The sequence below is a fragment of the Mesorhizobium sp. STM 4661 genome (assembly GCF_000359125.1).
GTDB lineage: Bacteria > Pseudomonadota > Alphaproteobacteria > Rhizobiales > Rhizobiaceae > Mesorhizobium.
In genome coordinates this window covers 1-17,913 of the sequence record NZ_CAAF010000003.1, presented here as the reverse complement: position 1 = coordinate 17,913, position 17,913 = coordinate 1, and the positions used below count along the sequence as shown (strand labels likewise).

At 63.5% G+C, this 17,913-nt stretch carries 14 protein-coding genes; 9 read left to right on the top strand and 5 right to left on the bottom strand.

Annotated elements, in window-relative coordinates; all coding sequences use genetic code 11:
* Window positions 1–117 precede the first annotated feature (117 nt).
* Complete coding sequence (locus MESS4_RS00255; protein WP_006325136.1) at window positions 118–1,710, top strand: peptide chain release factor 3; 1,593 nt, start codon at window positions 118–120, stop codon at window positions 1,708–1,710.
* A gap of 78 nt (window positions 1,711–1,788) precedes the next feature.
* Here the strand turns inward: MESS4_RS00255 and MESS4_RS00250 are convergent, their stop codons facing one another.
* The gene (locus tag MESS4_RS00250; protein WP_006325131.1) at window positions 1,789–2,256 is read right to left on the bottom strand and encodes a VOC family protein; all 468 of its coding nucleotides are present in this window, start codon (window positions 2,254–2,256) and stop codon (window positions 1,789–1,791) included.
* A 255-nt stretch (window positions 2,257–2,511) separates the two neighbouring features.
* Between MESS4_RS00250 and ilvD the strand changes: the two genes are divergently transcribed.
* Window positions 2,512–4,356 (top strand): dihydroxy-acid dehydratase, encoded by a 1,845-nt coding sequence (gene ilvD, locus MESS4_RS00245; protein WP_006325125.1) that lies wholly within the window; start codon window positions 2,512–2,514, stop codon window positions 4,354–4,356.
* A 161-nt stretch (window positions 4,357–4,517) separates the two neighbouring features.
* Here the strand turns inward: ilvD and MESS4_RS00240 are convergent, their stop codons facing one another.
* Window positions 4,518–6,272, bottom strand: a complete 1,755-nt coding sequence (locus MESS4_RS00240) for an ABC transporter ATP-binding protein (protein WP_006325124.1) — start codon at window positions 6,270–6,272, stop codon at window positions 4,518–4,520.
* A 177-nt stretch (window positions 6,273–6,449) separates the two neighbouring features.
* On the opposite strand from MESS4_RS00240, the gene MESS4_RS00235 reads away from it, so the two are divergent.
* From MESS4_RS00235 to MESS4_RS00225, 3 genes are all read left to right on the top strand, one after another.
* On the top strand, window positions 6,450–7,742 hold the full coding sequence (locus MESS4_RS00235; protein WP_006325122.1) for an amidohydrolase family protein: 1,293 nt from the start codon (window positions 6,450–6,452) through the stop codon (window positions 7,740–7,742).
* Between the two features lie 115 nt (window positions 7,743–7,857).
* Window positions 7,858–8,112 carry a hypothetical protein gene (locus tag MESS4_RS00230; RefSeq protein ID WP_006325121.1) on the top strand — a complete coding sequence of 85 codons (255 nt, stop codon included), beginning with the start codon at window positions 7,858–7,860 and terminating at the stop codon, window positions 8,110–8,112.
* A gap of 163 nt (window positions 8,113–8,275) precedes the next feature.
* On the top strand, window positions 8,276–9,199 hold the full coding sequence (locus MESS4_RS00225) for a DMT family transporter (RefSeq protein ID WP_006325120.1): 924 nt from the start codon (window positions 8,276–8,278) through the stop codon (window positions 9,197–9,199).
* Window positions 9,200–9,217: 18 nt separating this feature from the next.
* Here the strand turns inward: MESS4_RS00225 and MESS4_RS00220 are convergent, their stop codons facing one another.
* Window positions 9,218–10,120: a phosphotransferase family protein gene (locus tag MESS4_RS00220; protein WP_006325119.1), complete on the bottom strand. Its 903-nt coding sequence runs from the start codon at window positions 10,118–10,120 to the stop codon at window positions 9,218–9,220.
* Between the two features lie 114 nt (window positions 10,121–10,234).
* On the opposite strand from MESS4_RS00220, the gene MESS4_RS00215 reads away from it, so the two are divergent.
* On the top strand, window positions 10,235–10,867 hold the full coding sequence (locus MESS4_RS00215; RefSeq protein WP_006325117.1) for a class I SAM-dependent methyltransferase: 633 nt from the start codon (window positions 10,235–10,237) through the stop codon (window positions 10,865–10,867).
* A 2-nt stretch (window positions 10,868–10,869) separates the two neighbouring features.
* On the opposite strand, the gene MESS4_RS00210 is transcribed toward MESS4_RS00215, so the two are convergent.
* Window positions 10,870–13,323: an FAD-dependent oxidoreductase gene (locus MESS4_RS00210; RefSeq protein WP_006325115.1), complete on the bottom strand. Its 2,454-nt coding sequence runs from the start codon at window positions 13,321–13,323 to the stop codon at window positions 10,870–10,872.
* Window positions 13,320–14,207, bottom strand: coding sequence for a phosphotransferase family protein (locus MESS4_RS00205; protein ID WP_006325111.1), 888 nt, complete (start codon window positions 14,205–14,207; stop codon window positions 13,320–13,322). Before MESS4_RS00205 ends, MESS4_RS00210 begins: the two co-directional genes overlap by 4 nt.
* A gap of 428 nt (window positions 14,208–14,635) precedes the next feature.
* Between MESS4_RS00205 and MESS4_RS00200 the strand changes: the two genes are divergently transcribed.
* The 3 genes from MESS4_RS00200 (at window position 14,636) to MESS4_RS00190 (ending at window position 17,785) form a co-directional block, all read left to right on the top strand.
* A complete protein-coding gene (locus MESS4_RS00200; protein WP_006325109.1) occupies window positions 14,636–15,412 on the top strand; it encodes a DeoR/GlpR family DNA-binding transcription regulator in 777 nt (258 codons plus the stop codon).
* Between the two features lie 83 nt (window positions 15,413–15,495).
* Window positions 15,496–16,422 carry a LysR substrate-binding domain-containing protein gene (locus MESS4_RS00195; RefSeq protein ID WP_006325107.1) on the top strand — a complete coding sequence of 309 codons (927 nt, stop codon included), beginning with the start codon at window positions 15,496–15,498 and terminating at the stop codon, window positions 16,420–16,422.
* A 208-nt stretch (window positions 16,423–16,630) separates the two neighbouring features.
* A complete protein-coding gene (locus tag MESS4_RS00190) occupies window positions 16,631–17,785 on the top strand; it encodes an ABC transporter substrate-binding protein (protein WP_006325105.1) in 1,155 nt (384 codons plus the stop codon).
* Window positions 17,786–17,913: the final 128 nt, after the last annotated feature.

Sequence of the window (17,913 nt, the reverse complement as noted above, 5' to 3'; positions counted from 1 at the left end):
TCTGATGCCATTGCGGCGATCCTATCTCAAGTGTGGGCAAGGCCTGTTCGGCCAAAACTGTTCGACAGGTCCAAAAAGCGCTGCTAGAAGCCCGCGCCACAGACAGGATTCCAGACATTGGCTGAAGACATCGAAAACGCGGTATCGCGCCGCCGCACTTTCGCGATCATCGCGCACCCTGACGCCGGCAAGACGACGCTGACCGAAAAGCTGCTTCTGTTCGGCGGCGCCATCCAGCTTGCCGGCGAGGTCAAGGCCAAGAAGGACCGCATCCAGACCCGGTCCGACTGGATGAAGATCGAGCGCGAGCGCGGCATTTCGGTCGTCACTTCGGTGATGACCTTCGAGTACGGGGACAATGTCTTCAACCTGCTCGACACGCCCGGCCACGAGGATTTCGCCGACGATACCTATCGCACGCTCTCGGCGGTCGACTCGGCCGTCATGGTCATCGACGCCGCCAAGGGCATCGAGCCGCGCACGCTGAAACTGTTCGAGGTCTGCCGGCTGCGCGACATCCCGATCATCACTTTCGTCAACAAGATGGACCGCGAAAGCCGCGACCCGTTCGAGATCCTCGACGAGATCGAACAGAAGCTGGCGCTGGACACCGCCCCGATCACCTGGCCGATCGGTCGGGGAAAAACCTTCTCCGGCACCTATCACCTGGCGCTGAACGCCGTGCGCAAGGGCGATGCCGAAAAGGAGCGCACGCCGGTCAACGGTCCCGATTCCAACCGCGTCGCCGGCCTTTTGCCGGAAAACGAGCGCGAGGCCTTCATCGAGGAACTGGAGCTCGCGCGGGAGGCTTGCCGACCTCTTGATATTGACGCGTTCCGCGAGGGTCACCTGACCCCGGTCTATTTCGGCTCGGCGCTGCGCAATTACGGCGTGCGTGACCTGATCGAGGCGCTCGGCGCGTTCGGGCCGCCGCCGCGTGCGCAGGAGGCCGACACCCGCAAGGTCGAGGCGACCGAGGAGAAGATGACCTCCTTCGTCTTCAAGATCCAGGCCAACATGGACCCCAATCATCGCGACCGCATCGCGTTCGTGCGCGTCTGCTCGGGCAAGCTCGAGCGCGGCATGAAGGCCAAGCTGGTGCGCACGGGCAAGCCGATGAGCCTGTCGGCGCCGCAATTCTTCTTCGCCCGTACCCGCGTCACCGCCGACGAGGCCTTTGCCGGCGACGTCGTCGGCATTCCCAACCACGGCACGCTGCGCATCGGCGACACGCTGACCGAAGGCGAGGAAATCCTGTTCCGTGGCGTGCCCAATTTCGCTCCGGAAATCCTGCGCCGCGTCCGCTTGGGCGACGCGATGAAGGCCAAGAAGCTCAAGGAAGCATTGCATCAGATGGCCGAGGAAGGCGTCGTGCAGCTGTTTTCGCCGGAGGATGGTTCGCCGGCGATCGTCGGCGTCGTCGGCGCTCTGCAGCTCGACGTGCTGAAGGAACGGCTCAACTTCGAGTATACGCTGCCGGTCGATTTCGAGATGTCGCGCTTTTCCGTCTGCCGCTGGATCTCCGCCGACGACAAGGCCGAGGTGCAGCGCTTCATCGAAGCGCATCGCGGCGACATCGCCCGCGACCTCGACAATGACCCGGTGTTCCTCGCCCAGCACGCCTTCTCGCTCAATTACGAGGCCGAGCGCTGGAAGGCGATCCGCTTTGCGGCGGTCAAGGATTACCAGGTCCGCGACAAGGCGGCTTGACCATCGGCCTTTTCCTTCTCCCCTTGTGGGCCAGTTGCGTTATTGGGCTCTGGCCGCAAGAGAAGAAGGGAAGATCACTCAGCCCTTGGCTGCATCTTCGAGCTTGGCGATGTCGATCTTGATCATCTGCATCATCGCTTGCATGACGCGGCCGGCCTTGGCCTTGTCAGGATCCTGCAGCAGCCTGGGCAACTGCTCCGGCACGACCTGCCAGGATAGGCCGAACTTGTCCTTCAGCCAGCCGCACTGGCTGGGTTCGCCACCTTCAAGCAGCCTGTTCCAGAAATGATCGACCTCTTCCTGCGTCTTGCAAGTGATGGACAGGGAGACCGCCTCGGTGAATTTGAATTCCGGTCCACCGTTGAGCGCCTGGAACTCGACGCCGTCGAGCTCGAACGAAGTCACCAGAACCTTGCCTTCACTGGGACTGCCCTCAGGCCAACGCATCACGCTCAGCACCTTCGAATTCTTGAAGATGGACATGTAGTGGTTCATGGCCTCCTCGGCCTGACCGTCGAACCACAGGCAGGGGGTGATCTTTTGCATATTTTGTTCCTCGGGCTGTTTCAGTTGGGTTTCGCAGGGAAACGGCCTGGCTTGACGTTTGGCGTCATTTGCCCTGCCGTTTGCCCAAGGACGCCCGGGGGGCACGCAATCCGACAGTGTCATTAAATTTTCTTGGGAAAATCTGGCGCACTGCAAAATTGTGGCCAGACCAGGCTTCGGCGTCTATAACGCCTGCGGTCCGAATTCAGCGCCGCCGCGACATCCCTGGCGCGGCCAGCCAGCTAAGGAAAGTTCATGCCTGCCTATCGTTCCCGCACCACCACTCACGGCCGCAACATGGCCGGCGCCCGCGGCCTGTGGCGCGCCACCGGCATGAAGGATTCTGATTTCGGCAAGCCGATCATCGCCGTGGTCAATTCCTTCACCCAGTTCGTGCCGGGCCATGTTCACTTGAAGGATCTCGGCCAGCTCGTCGCGCGCGAGATCGAAAAGGCCGGCGGCGTCGCCAAGGAATTCAACACCATCGCCGTCGACGACGGCATCGCCATGGGCCATGACGGCATGCTCTATTCGCTGCCGTCGCGAGAATTGATCGCCGACTCGGTCGAATACATGGTCAACGCGCACTGCGCCGACGCCATGGTCTGCATCTCCAATTGCGACAAGATCACGCCCGGCATGCTTATGGCGTCGCTGCGCCTCAACATCCCCACGGTCTTCGTCTCCGGCGGGCCGATGGAAGCCGGCAAGGTGGTGCTCGCCGGCAAGACCCAGGCGCTCGATCTGGTCGACGCCATGGTTGCGGCCGCCGACGACAATATCTCCGACGAGGACGTCGAGGTCATCGAGCGCTCGGCCTGCCCGACCTGCGGCTCCTGCTCAGGCATGTTCACCGCCAATTCGATGAATTGCCTGACCGAGGCGCTGGGCCTGTCGCTGCCCGGCAATGGCTCGACCCTGGCGACGCATGCGGACCGCAAGCGCCTGTTCGTCGAGGCCGGCCATCTCGTTGTCGATCTCGCCCAGCGCTATTACGAGCAGGACGACGAGACGGCGCTGCCGCGCAGCATTGCCTCCAAGGGCGCCTTCGAGAACGCCATGACGCTCGACATCGCCATGGGCGGCTCGACCAACACCGTGCTGCACATCCTGGCTGCCGCGCATGAGGGCGAGATCAACTTCGATCAGGATGACATCGACGCGCTGTCGCGCAAGGTGCCGGTGCTATGCAAGGTTGCCCCCGCCAAGGCGGATGTGCACATGGAAGACGTCCACCGCGCCGGCGGCATCATGGCGATCCTCGGCCAGCTCGACAATGCTGGACTGATCAACCGCGACCTGCCGACCGTGCATACGCGAACGCTGGGTGAGGCGCTCGACCATTGGGATATCTCCCGTACCTCCAGCCAGAACGTTCGCGATTTCTTCCTCGCGGCACCCGGCGGCGTGCCGACGCAGGTCGCCTTCAGCCAGGATCGCCGCTGGGATGAGCTCGATCTCGACCGCGAGAAGGGCGTCATCCGCTCGGCGCAGACGCCTTTCTCGAAAGACGGCGGCCTTGCCGTGCTGAAAGGCAATCTGGCGCTCGACGGCTGCATCGTGAAGACCGCCGGCGTCGACGAATCGATCCTGAAATTCATCGGCCCGGCCAGGGTTTTCGAAAGCCAGGATTCGAGCGTCAAGGCGATCCTGTCGAACGAGATCAAGGCCGGCGATGTCGTCGTCATCCGCTACGAAGGGCCGCGCGGTGGCCCCGGCATGCAGGAAATGCTCTACCCGACCAGCTATCTCAAATCGAAGGGCCTGGGCAAGGCCTGCGCGCTGGTCACCGACGGTCGTTTCTCCGGCGGCACATCAGGCCTGTCCATCGGCCATGCGTCTCCGGAGGCGGCGGAAGGCGGGTTGATCGGACTGGTTGAGGAGGGCGATACGATCGAAATCGATATCCCGAACCGCACCATCCGCCTTGCGGTCGACGACGCCGAACTGGCTACCCGCCGTGCGGCGATGGAGGCCAAGGGTACCGCTGCCTGGAAACCCGAGGAGAAGCGCAAGCGCAAGGTGACGACCGCCTTGCGCGCCTATGCCGCCTTCGCCACCAGCGCCGACAAGGGTGCTGTGAGGCACGTGCCGGAGTAAGGTTTGCGCCTAGGCCTCCTCATCCGGCCGCTACGCGGCCACCTTCTCCCCGCTGGGGAGAAGAGGCTGGCGCTGACGTTGATCTCTTCTCCCCTCGGGGAGAAGGTGGCCCGAAGGGCCGGATGAGGGGGCATGGCTCCCACGTCCGGCAACACACCGCCTCAAGGCATCAGCTGGTACTCATAAAGCTTCTGATACAGCCCGCCCTGCTTGAGCAAGGTCTTGTGCGGGCCGCTTTCCACCGCCTTGCCGGCCTCCAGAACCACGATCGTGTCGGCCTGGTGCACGGTCGACAGCCGGTGCGCGATGACGATGGTGGTGCGCCCGACCGTCAGTTGCTGCAGCGCGTCGCGGAACAGTGCCTCGGATTCGGCGTCGAGCGCGCTGGTCGCCTCGTCCAGAAGCAGAATCTCCGCACTACGCAGCATGGCGCGCGCGATCGAGATGCGCTGGCGCTGGCCGCCTGAAAGCAGCGCGCCGTTCTCGCCCACATCCGTCTCGTAGCCCTTGGCCAAGGAGGTGATGAAGTCATGCGCATTGGCCGCCCTGGCGGCGGAGATGACCTCGTCGTCGGTCGCGTCCTGACGCCCAAGCCGGATGTTGTGCATGATCGTGCCGGCAAACAGGAACGTGTCCTGGCTGACATAGGCGATCTTTTCCCTGACCGAAGCGATGGTCGCGCAGGAGATGTCCTGGCCATCGAACAGCACCTTGCCGCTCTGCGGGTCGTACATGCGCATGATCAGGTTGAGGATGGTCGACTTGCCGCTGCCCGATGGCCCGACCAGCGCCGTCATCTTGCCGCCCGCCAGCGTCAGGTCGAGTCCATCGAACACCGGCGGGCTTTCGGGATAGGCAAAGCTGACATTGTCGAAACGGATTTCGCCCGGCCCCGGCCGCAGCGGCTCGGCGTCCGGCTTTTCGGCCAGCGTCAGCGGCCGGTCGGCGAGCTGGAACATCATGCGCACGCCGACGATGCCGGTTTCCAGCGAGATGCGCACGCGGGCCAGGCGCTTCGCCGGTTCATAGGCAAGCAGCAGCGCCGCGATGAAGGCCATGATGTTGCCCGGCATCTGGCCTCCCTGCAGGACCAGAAGGCCGCTGACCAGAATGGCGCCGGAGATCGCCAGTCCGGCGAGCGTTTCCATCACCGGGCTGGTGGCAGCCTCCAGCGTGGCAATGTTGTTGGCGCGGTTCTCGACATCGGACACCGCCTTGTACATGCGCTTGCGCATCGCGCCTTCGAGACCGAAGGATTTGACGACACGCACGCCGATTGCCGTTTCCTGCATCACCTGCACGATCTGGCCGAGCGAGCGGAATTCCTGCGCGGCGATCTTGCGGACACGCTTCAGGATGCGGTTGACGCCGTAGATGGCTACGGGCCCGACGACGAAGCAGATCAGGGACAGCGCCGGCTGCTGCCAGACCATGACCCCCACCAGGACAACCAAGGTCACCAGATCGCGCGCATAGGAGGTGACGACGAGGTCGAGCACGCTGCGCGCCGCCTGTGCGTTGTTGGTCATGCGGGTGATCAGGTCGGACGACGAGGTCGAATGGTAGAACTCTATGCCTTGCTCCAGGATGCGGTCGTAGATCTTGCGTTGCCGTTCGGCGATGATGCTGTTGCCGACGCGGCTCATGAAGTAGGCTTGGACGAAATTGGCGATGCCCTTGGCGACGAAGATCGCGGCAACCGCCGCGGCGATCCAGTTGACGCGCTCGACTCTCTTATAGATCACGAATTCATTGGTGATTTCGCGCAGGATCCAGGCGCTGGCGCCCGTCGTCGCGGCCACCACCAGCATCGACGCTATGGCGGCGCCATAACCAAACTTGTGCTCGCGGAAGGATTCCCTGACCAGCCTTGCGATAAGGCGCTGGTTTTCCGTCGAACGGAAGAAGCGAAACAAATGGCTGATCCCATGCCTGGCTGAGACGAATTTCGGATTCGCCACGGGGACGAAAGGCGGCTTATAGAGCGAGTTGCGTCCGGATGGAACCTTCCACCCGCGCTGAAACAAACGGCTGCGGCAAGCTGTCTTTTGCGCCACGATGGCGTGGTGATTCCTAGAAGAGGATGGCGACAGATGGATTTCGACCTTATCGTCCGGGGCGGCACGCTGCCCGACGGCACGATTGCCGACATCGGCATCATCGGCGAGACGATCGCGGCGATCGCGCCCGAGTTGCACGTCACTGCCGGCACGGCGATCGATGCGCACGGTAATTTGATCGCCCCGCCCTTCGTCGATCCGCATTTCCACATGGACGCCACGCTCTCCTACGGCATTCCGCGCATCAACGTGTCGGGCACGCTGCTCGAAGGCATTTCGCTGTGGGGCGAGTTGAAGCCGCTGTTGACCCATGAGGCGGTGCGCGACCGCGCGCTCGCCTATTGCGATTGGGCTGTGTCGATGGGTCTGCTCGGCATCCGCACTCATGTCGATGTCTGCGACGACAGGCTGCTGGCGGTCGAAGCCCTGCTTGATGTCAAGAAAACGGTTGCGCCCTATATCGACCTGCAACTGGTCGCCTTCCCGCAGGATGGGTTCTACCGCTCGCCGACGGCGCGCGACAACACCATCCGCGCGCTCGACCTGGGCGTCGACATCGTTGGCGGCATTCCGCATTTCGAGCGCACCATGGCCGACGGCACGCGTTCGGTGACGGAACTGTGCGAGATCGCCGCAAGGCGCGGGCTGATGGTCGACCTGCATTGCGACGAGACCGATGACCCGCTGTCGCGCCATATCGAACAGCTGGCCTATGAAACGCAGCGCCTTGGTTTGCAGGGCAGGGTGGCCGGCTCGCACCTCACCTCCATGCATTCGATGGACAATTACTACGTCTCCAAGCTCCTGCCGATGATCGCCGAGGCGGGTGTGTCGGCGATCCCCAATCCGCTGATCAACATCATGCTGCAGGGCCGTCACGACAATTTTCCCAAGCGCCGCGGCCTGACACGCGTCAAGGAGATGCTAGCCATGGGCATCCGTGTCGGCTGGGGCCAGGATTGCGTGCTCGATCCCTGGTATTCGCTCGGCACCGCCGATATGCTCGACGTCGCCTTCATGGGCCTGCACGTCGCCCAGATGTCGAGCCCCGCCGACATGGCGCGCTGCTTCGACATGGTCACCAATGTCAACGCCGCCATCATGGGGCTGGACCATCTCGGTCTTGCGGTCGGCAAGCGCGCCAGCCTCGTCGTCCTCGATGCCGGCAATCCGGTCGAGGCCATACGCTTGCGCCCTGAGCGTCTCTGCGTCATCGCCAGGGGCAAGGTGGTTGCGGAGCGGACGAAGCAGGAAACACGGCTGTCGATCGCCGGCCGGCCGGTGCAGGTGAACCGCCGGCACAAGGCGGTAGGTTCGCGGTCATAAGCGAGCCGCCAGCAGGCCCAACAGGCGAGCCGCTCTGCATCAAGGCTCTCCGCTTCGCTTGGCCACAATTAAGTCTACAATAAACCTCCACTTTAGTTCGAGGAGGATTACCGCGATGTGGCAAAAGACTGTGATGGCGGTCGCGTTGGCGGTGCTTTGCGCTGGCTGCATGACGGCGCAGGATCGTCGTGCCGCCGACGAGGCGAAATGCCGGTCCTACGGATTCACCAAGAAGAACGACGCTTTCGCCGAATGCTTGCAGCGGATCGATCTCGATCGGCGCGCGGAACTGCGAAGCGCCTCGGCTTTCGATCCATGGGAGAGGCCGGTGATCTATCGGCCGATCATCATCCGGCCACAGCCGAAGTAGGCGCGACCCGGGTCCCAGCCCGCAAAGCAACCATTCAAGCCGCGATCTGCGCCATAGGCCCAGCCGATTTCCGGCTCTGGTCCGGCCGGTTTTCCGATTTCTGCTCGTCAAGCCGGTTGCTTGCGTCTACGAGGCGATACATGCGGCAGGAACCGAAAACGGCATGGCACAGCCGATAGCCCAGAATCCGACGGTCAGGAATGTGCTGCTGGCGGGCATTCTGTTGATGCTGGCCGGCGATTTCCTGTTTGCGTTGAACGACGCGATGGGCAAATGGCTGGTCGCCAGCTTTTCGGTCGGCCAGGTCGTGCTGATCCGTTCCGTGGGCGCCTTTTTCGTGCTCGGCCCAATGATCGCGCATCAAGGTACGGCCAAGTTGTTCCGGATGGAGCGCCTTGAACTGCAGCTTTTGCGCGTCGTCATGACGACGCTCGACACCGCGCTGTTCTACGCCGCCGTTGTCTATCTGCCGCTCGCCGACGTGATGAGCTTCTACATGGCAGGGCCGATCTATGTTGCCGCACTTTCCCATCTTCTGCTCGGCGAAAAGGTCGGCTGGCGGCGCTGGATGGCGATCCTGGTCGGCTTCTGCGGCGTGCTGATCATGCTGAAGCCATCCTCGGCCGCGTTTTCGCTGTCGTCGGCCTTCGCACTGGTCGGGAGCATTTCCTTCGCCTTCGCCATCATCCTCAACCGCCGGCTGCGTGGCACCAGCGACACCTCGCTCGTCACCTGGCAAACCATCGGCACGCTGCTGGTCGGCGCGGTGCTGACCATCGGCAACTGGCAGACGCCGTCCGCGCTCGATTTCGGCGCCATGCTGCTGCTCGGCATCGTCTCCTGCGGCGCGCATCTGATGATCACCAGGGCGCTGAAGCTGGCGCCGGCCTCGACGCTAGCGCCGCTGCACTACACGCTGCTCCTGTGGGCGGTGGTCTTCGGGCTGGTGTTCTTCGGCGACATTCCCAGCCCACGCATCCTGATCGGCTCCGGCGTGATCGTGCTGGCCGGTATGTTCATCTTCCACCGTCAGAAGGTGGTCGATACGGTGGTGCCGCCGGAGAACGTGCCGAAGGGCGTGAACTGAGACACGGATTTCCGGTGCCTAACCCGCACGCACTGCCGCCAGATGCCTTGAAAACTCTGGCGTCTCCATCAGCGCCTTGCAGCGTGCGAAGCGGCCGTCGGCATAGGCGCGGAAATCGTCGACCGGATTGTTGTTGGCAAGCTGGATCAGCCCCCACAGCGTCCACAAGAGGTCGCACATCGCCTTGTAGACGACGACACGGCCGCGCTCGGCCGGCGAAGGCTCGCCGCCGAAATAGGCGCGCATCATCTCTTCGTCTTGCGCCCTATCGAACTGTCCTTCGACGCTGAGGTCGCCGAGGTCCCAGAGCGGATCGTTCATGCCGCAATACTCCCAGTCGACGATCCACATCCGCTCGCCCGTATCGAGGAAGTTTTCGCACAGCGGATCGCAATGGCAGGCGACAAGCGGCAGCGGATGCGCGGCCAGCGCAGCCCGCACGGTTTCGGCCTCGCGCACCACGTCGTGGTATCCGGCGGGCAGGGTGACGTCCTTGGTCGACAGCACCTTCAGATAGTCGTCGATCATCGCAAACAGCTCGAAGCGAAAGGGGAAGACCGCACCCGATCCATGCAGCTTGCGGAAGGCCTCGCCGGCACGCCCCGGACTGCCCGGCCGGGTCTTGAACTTTTCCGGCGACATCGTCTCGGCGCCGGCGATGAACCGCGTCACCATCACGCCCGTCTTGCCGTCGGCATGCAGCACCTCGGGGCTGACCCCGGCCCTGGCGGCTTCCTGCGCCGCCACCGCCTCATTGGCGCGGTTGATATATTCCTCTGTGCCCTTGCCGGGGATGCGCAGGCAGACATCTCCGGCCTTGAAGACGAGGTTGGTGAGGCCGCCGAGGCGTTCCAGCGGCCCGTCATAGCCGGCCAGCACCGGAATGGCCGCAAGCCTCGCGCGCGCCTCGTTAACCACCATCGCGTCGCCCCTCCTCCCAAAGCGTTATTTTCTCGCGGCGACGGTTCCACAATTTTCGCCATTTGGCTATCATTCGGATGGCGTATGAGCCCACGAGTCGGCGGACGGGACTGGATGACGGACAAGAAAAACAAAGGCCCGCTCGCCGCTGCCTATGCGGCAAAGCGGCCCGAGGACGTGGCGGCCCTCTATGACAGCTGGTCCGACACCTACGATGCCGACATGTCGGCGGCTGGTTATCGTCATCCAACCATCTGCCTTGCCTTGCTGGCCCGCCATCTGCCGCGCGGCGCGGCGCCGCTGCTCGATGCCGGAGCCGGCACCGGCCTCATCGGCGAATGGCTTGCCATTACCGGCTATCCCAAGGTCGAGGCACTCGACATTTCCGCCGGCATGCTGGCCCAGGCCAAGCGCAAGGGCGTCTATTCGGCGCTGCATTGCCTGGCGCTCGGCGGGCCGCTGCCTTTCGCCGACGGTGCCTATGCCGGGATCGTATCGGCCGGCGTCTTTACCTCGGGCCATGTCGGCGTCGAGGGGCTGGACGAACTGATCCGCATCTGCCGGCCGGGCGGCGTGATCGTGCTGACGGTCAAGAACACGCTGTGGGATGCGGGATTTGCCGTGCGGATGGCCGAGCTCGAGGCGAAGAGCGTCATAGAGCGCGCCGAGGAAACGCCGCCCTATGTCTCGATGCCGGGTGAGACGGATACCGTGCCCAGCCGCGGCCTCGTTCTGCGCGTGAGCTGAATCTACGCTTTGATCCTGTCTCCGGCTGGATCGTAAAGCGACCGAAGCTGAATCCGCGCTGGTGTCCGCTCCATCGCCACGACCAGCTCATAGTCGCCTGAGGCGAGGAAATCGTCGCTGACGCCATCGGCATTGCGCACGTAGCCATAGCCGATGTTCTTGCCGACCGTGTAGCCGTAGCCGCCGCTGGTGAGATAACCGACAGGCTCGCCATTGCGCAGGATCGTCTCGCGTCCGAGCAGCACGGTTTCCCGGTTATCGACCGTGAAGCCGGCAAAGCGTTTTTTCAGCGCCGCGCCGTTGATCTTTTCAAGCGCCCGCCGGCCGACGAAATCCGTGTTCTTCCTGAGCTTCACCGCCCACCCAAGGCCCGCCTCCTCGGGCGTGTCGTTGGGCGTGATATCGGCGCCCCAGGCGCGGTAACCCTTCTCCAACCGCAGCGATTCCAGCGCGCGGTAGCCGACTGGGCGAATATCGTGTGCCTCCCCCGCTTTCATCAGCGCATCGAAGACCTCGCCTGCCGCCGCGATCGGCACATGCAGCTCCCAGCCGAGCTCGCCGACATAGGTGACGCGCAGCGCCCGTATCGTGTGGCCGGCGACAACAATCTCGCGCGCATGGCCGAACGGGAAGCCGGCGTTCGACACATCCGCCTCGGTTACCGCAGCCAGCACATCGCGGGCGCGGGGGCCCATCAGCGACAGCGTGCCGAAATTCTCGGTGACATCGGTTAGGGTGACGTCGAGATCCTTGCCGACATGATCGCCGATCCAGGAGAAATCATGCGTGCGGAAACCGGTGCCGGTGACGATGTAGAATTTCTCTTCGCCGAGCCGCGCCACCGTCAGGTCGGCCTCGATGCCGCCGCGCGTGTTGAGGAGCTGCGTGTAGGTCAGCCGGCCGACAGGCTTGGCGACGTCGTTGGCGCAGATCCAGTCCAGCGCCTTCTGCGCGTCCACGCCAGACATTTCGTATTTGGCGAAGGACGACTGGTCGAAGATGCCGACGTTTTCGCGCACATGCCGGTGCTCGTCGCCGACGGCTGAAAACCAGTTCTGCCGGCCCATCGAATAGATGTCCTCAGGCTCGACACCTTCGGGCGCGAACCAGTTCGGCCGTTCCCAGCCGAGCTTCGAGCCGAACACCGCGCGGTGCGTCTTCAGCCGCTCATAGAGCGGTGAGACGATGCGCGGCCGGCCTGACAGATATTCCTCATGCGGAAAGCCGATCGTGTAGTGCTTGCCATAGGCTTCCAGCGTGCGGTCGCGGACCCATTGCCGGTCGCGGTGCAAGCCCGAAAAACGCCTGATGTCGACCACCCACAGGTCCAGCGGTGCTTCGCCGTCAACCACCCATTGCGCCAGCACCCAGCCGGCGCCGCCGCCGGAGGCGATGCCGAAGGCATTGAAGCCGGCGCCAACGAACATGTTGGCGCATTCCGGTGCGACGCCGAGGATGAAATTGCCGTCCGGCGTGAAACCCTCCGCCCCGTTGATCATCTGCTTGACGCCGGCGCTCTCGAGCGCCGGGATCCGCGCGATCGCCTGGTTCATATGCTGCTCGAAATGATCGTAATCGTCGCCGAACAGCCGGAACTCCCAGTCATCGGGCACATCGCCCCCGGGCAGGCCGGTCGTCCACGCCTGCGGGTTGGGCTCATAGCCGCCCATCACCAGCCCGCCGACCTCCTCCTTGAAATAGGTGCGGCGGTCCGGGTCGCGGATCGTCGGCGCGTCGGTAGCCAGCCCCTCGATCTTCTCGGTGATGATGTACTGATGCTTCACCGGCTGCAACGGCACGTTGATGCCGGCCAGCGCCCCCACCTGCCGCGCCCATTGCCCGGCGCAGTTCACCACCTTGTCGCAGGCAATGTCGCCCTTGCTGGTCTTCACGGCGACGATGCGGCCGTGCTTCATGTCGAAGCCGGTGACGCGGACGTCCTCGAACAGTCTGGCGCCATGCATGCGTGCACCCTTGGCCAGCGACTGGGTGATGTCGGAGGGGCTGGCTTGGCCGTCGGTTGGCAACCAGGAGGCACCGACGAGATCACCGGTTTCCAGGAGCGGCCACATCTTCTTGACCTCGGCCGGCGACAGCAACTGCATGTCCATGCCGAAGCTCTTCGCCGTCGTCGCCAGCCGCTTGTATTCGGTCCAGCGGTCGGCATTGGTCGCAAGCCTGAGGCACCCTGTCATCTTCCAGCCGGTGGCCAGCCCGGTTTCGGCCTCCAGTCCCTTGTAGAGATCGACCGAATATTTGAGCACGCGCGTGATCGAGGCCGACGAGCGCAACTGGCCGACCAGCCCGGCGGCGTGCCAGGTCGAGCCCGAGGTTAGCTTGCTCTGTTCCAGGAGCACGACATCGGCCTTGTGGTCGCGCGCCAGATGATAGGCCGTCGAACAGCCGATGATGCCGCCGCCGATAACCACGATCTCGGCATGGCTGGGCAAGGTCATGATGCCTGCATCCCGTATTTTGTTCTGTAGTTCTCCAGCGCGGCATCCAGCCGCGTCAGGTTTTCGTCGGTATAGGCAACGTAATCGATGCCGGGCGCATCGAGGTAGAGTTCGGAAACCATGCTCCACATCGCCTCGCGCAGCAGCGACGCGCATTGCATGGCCGCGTGCGAGCGGCGGATCGCCTTGTCCGGTTCCATCATGAAATAGGCTGTGAGGAAGGCGAAGGATTCCTCGTCGCTCAGGCCGGCATTGGAGGCAGCACCCGCAAGGTCGAACATCGCCGTGTTGAAACCGGCATATTCGAAATCGATCAGCCACAATCTGTTGCCGTCATCGAGAATATTTGCCGGCAAAAGATCGTTGTGGCCGAAGACGATCGGCAGCAGTTTCTGCGCTCGTTCCAGTTCGTCCGCCAAGGTCAGAAAACGCGGCAGATCGCTCAGCTTGCGGCTGCCGCCCTCCTCCAGCGTGCGCGCATAGTCGCGGATGACGTGAAACACCCAGAACATGAAGCCGGCGCCCGAGACATGATTGGGCATTTCGCGGTGGAAGCCGCGCATCAGGGCGGCGACGCGGCCGATATTGGCGCGCACATCCTCCGCGACATAGGCCTTGGCGCCGAGAAATTCCGTCACCAGGATGCCGGGTTCGTCATAGCGGACGGCCGGCGCGAAGCCGGCGGCATGCGCCGCACGCGCCGTCATCACCTCGCGCTTGCGAAAGACATGGTGGAACGCATAGTCCTGGCCGAAGCGCACGACATGCCGCCCGGCCGCATCCTTGACCACATAGTTGGCGTTGCTCAGGCCGCCCGGCAGCGGCGCGATCTCGATCATGCCGGTCCAACAGGGCAGGGCGCGGATGCGGTCTTCGACAGTCAAGGATTCATCCCTCGTTTGGCGGGGGTTCAACAAGGCCATGGATGACCCGAAGATGGCAGCGGGCGGTAGGGGGTAATGTGAAAATCTCGTCGGTGCGGGATGGTATCCCGCACCGCACCGACGAGCCCCTGTGCCGGGTTCTTCGACGCCGGCATCCGCCCCCGCGGATTCCTGAAACTCCATTTCCCCTATGCCGGGCGCTTTGCAGGCGTCCGGAAAGGTGAATTTTTGTGCGGCTCGACCATCGTTCTCCGGCAGCAGTTACGAGCCTGTCACAACAATAATCTCGCGCCATCTGGCCGGGCTTGTCAACGAGAATCTGTGGCTTTTTACGTCTTTTTGCCTGAAGTAGTTCGATATTGTTGTAAGTATGGGCGTATTTGGCGTAAAACCGGTCAGAAACCCAAACTGTGCGAGCGGAAAGTCTGATGGTCCATTCGAAGCGGCATGGTGAGATCCTGCGTCTCCTGCAGGAGGAAGGCACCGTCACCATCGCCAGCTTGGCCGACCGGCTGGGCGTCTCGCTGGAAACCGTGCGCCGCGACGTCAAGCCGCTCACCAGTGATGGCTCCATCCTGAAGATGCACGGCGCGGTAGGCCTGTCGTCCATGGTCGGCGAGGCGCCGTTCGAGCGGCGCATGCGCGAAAACGCCGATGCCAAGCGAACGATCGCGCGCATGGTCGCGACGACCATCCGCGACGGCGAATCGATCATGCTCGACACCGGCACCACGACGTCTTTCCTGGCCCGAGAACTGCTTGGCCACCGGCGGCTGACGGTCGTCACCAACTCCTCCGACATCGCCCGCACGCTGGCCACCGTCAACGGCAACAAGGTCTACATGGCCGGCGGCGAGTTGCGCAGCGATTCAGGTGCGGCCTTCGGCGTTTCGGCCATCGAATTCGTCAGCCGTTTTTCCGTCAGCCACGCGGTGATCTCCACGGGCGCCGTCGATGCCGTCACCGGCGTCATGGATTATGACCTGGAGGAGGCGGAATTCGCCCGCATGGTACTGTCGCGCGGCCAGCGTTCCCTCGTCATCACCGACCACACCAAATTCGGCCGCCAGGGTCTTGTCCAGGTTTGCGGTTTCGACGGCTTTTCCGAGCTCGCCACCGACCGGCCGCCACCGCGCGACATCGCCGCCGCACTCGGCCAGGCGGGCGCGCGGCTCAGCATTGCCGGTGGCGAAGCCGGGGTCTGATCGCAGACCGACGATCTTATGGTCGTCACGTGTTCGCTGGTCACCCACTTCCCAGCGCGGCCTTCGCCGTGTTTAGTCCGGCCATGGCCTTCACCATCCGCCAGTTGCAGTTCTTCATCGCCGTCGCCGAGCAAGGCACGGTGTCGGGCGCCGCGCAGAACCTGTCGATCTCGCAATCGTCGGTCACCGAGGCGATCAAGGAGCTCGAAAGCGATCTCGGCGTCGAACTGTTCGAGCGCCACCCGCGCGGCCTCAACATCACCCATAAGGGCCACCAGTTCCTGCGCCACGCGACCAAGATCCTGGCCGATGTTTCCGACGCGCGCCGCGCCTTCTTCGGCGAGCAGATCGTGGCCGGCGGCCGCCTGCAGCTGGGCGTCACCTCGCTGGTCGCCGGCTATGTGCTGTCGGATCTTCTCGCCCGCTACCGCCGCGCCTATCCCGGCGTCGAGGTGTCGGCCATCGAGGACAATGGCGACTATCTCGAACATCTGCTGATCGGCGGCAAGCTCGACATCGCTGTCATGGTCACCTCGAATCTGCGCGACCGCACCGCGCTGCAGTCGGAAATCCTCGAAGTCTCGGCCTATCGGCTATGGGTGCCGCTCGGCCATCCGCTGGCCGGCGCCGAAATTATCGGCGTTAGTGACATCGCCTCGGAGCCGCTGATCATGCTGACCGTCGACGAGATCGAGGAGAACACTGGAAAATTGCTGGCGGCAATCGGCGCCAAGCCGCATGTCGCCTTTCGCACCCGCTCGGTCGAGGCGGTGCGCAGCCTCGTCGCCACCGGCGCCGGCGTGGCGCTGCTGCCCGACCTCGTCTACCGGCCATGGTCGCTGGAAGGCGACCGCATCGAATCGCGCGATATTTCGGGTGCCCTGCCGGTCGTGCAGGTCGGCATGGTCTGGCGCCGCGGCTCCGGCCTGCCGCAGGCGGCGCGCGACTTCATCGGGCTCGCCCAGTCGCAGCGCATGATCCGTCAGCGGCCGGACAAGATCGGCCGATAATCTATCGGTAAAACCGATATCGGCGTTCTGATAAATGAATTTGCGAAACCGGAATTTTCGCAGCACTTTCTCTTAGGGAACCAAAGCCGCCGTCAACAGTGCGGCCGTCAGAGCGCCGGGACGCTCTGACATCTTGAGTTTGCGCATGATCCCTTTCCGAAAACCGAAACCGGTTTTCGGGGTCATGCGCCAAAATGGGAGATCGATGATGAATTCATTCCTGAAGTCATGCACTGCATTGACGGTCGCGCTGAGCTTCTCCGGCCAGGCCATCGCCCAGGTCAAGGAGCTCGGCAAGGGCGAAGGCGAGGTCAACATCGTCGCCTGGCCCGGCTATATCGAACGCGGCGAAACCGACAAGGGCTACGACTGGGTGACGTCCTTCGAGAAGGACACCGGCTGCAAGGTCAACGTCAAGACCGCCAACACCTCGGACGAGATGGTCGCGCTGATGAACGAGGGCGGCTTCGACCTCGTCACCGCTTCGGGCGACGCCTCGCTGCGCCTTGTCGCCGGCAAGCGCGTCCAGCCCATCAACACCGATCTCATCCCGAGCTGGAAGACGGTCGACGACCGGCTGAAGGATGCGCCCTGGTTCACGATCGACGGCGTCCATTACGGCGTGCCCTACCAGTGGGGACCGAACGTGCTGATGTACAACACCGACGTCTTCAAGGAGGCGCCGAAGAGCTGGAACGTCGTCTTCGAGGAGATGAACCTGCCCGACGGCAAGTCGAACAAGGGCCGCGTCCAGGCCTATGACGGGCCGATCCACATCGCCGACGCCGCCAACTATCTGATGTTCCACAAGCCGGAACTCGGCATCAAGGATCCTTACGAGCTGACCGAGGACCAGTACAAGGCTGCGCTCGATCTGCTGCGCGTGCAGCGCACGCTGGTCGGCCGCTACTGGCATGACGCCGCCATCCAGGTCGACGATTTCCAGAACGAAGGCGTCGTCGCTTCCGGCTCATGGCCCTACCAGGTCAACACGCTGGTTGCCGCCAAGAAGCCGGTCTCTTCGACCGTGCCCGAGGAAGGCGTCACCGGCTGGGCCGACACCACGATGATGGAGGCCGACGCGGCCAACCCGAACTGCGCCTATATGTGGCTGGAGCACTCGCTGTCGCCGAAGGTGCAGGGCGATGTCTCCGCCTGGTTCGGTTCGCTGCCGGTGGTGCCGGCCGCCTGCAAGGGCAACGAGCTGCTCGGCGAGGAGGGCTGCAAGACCAACGGCTACGACAATTTCGACAAGATCAAGTTCTGGAAGACGCCGGTGTCGAAATGCGCCACCGGGAACAACCAGTGCGTACCCTATTATCGCTGGGTGTCGGACTATATCGGCGTCATCGGCGGGCGGTGACTTATAGCCCTACTTTGCTGAGCTCGGCGCTGCCCCTCACCCTTACCCTCTCCCCGTGAAGAACGGGGAGAGGGGGTCGCCAGCGCTGCGAACAGCCCCTTCTCCCCGTCACTATACGGGGAGAAGGT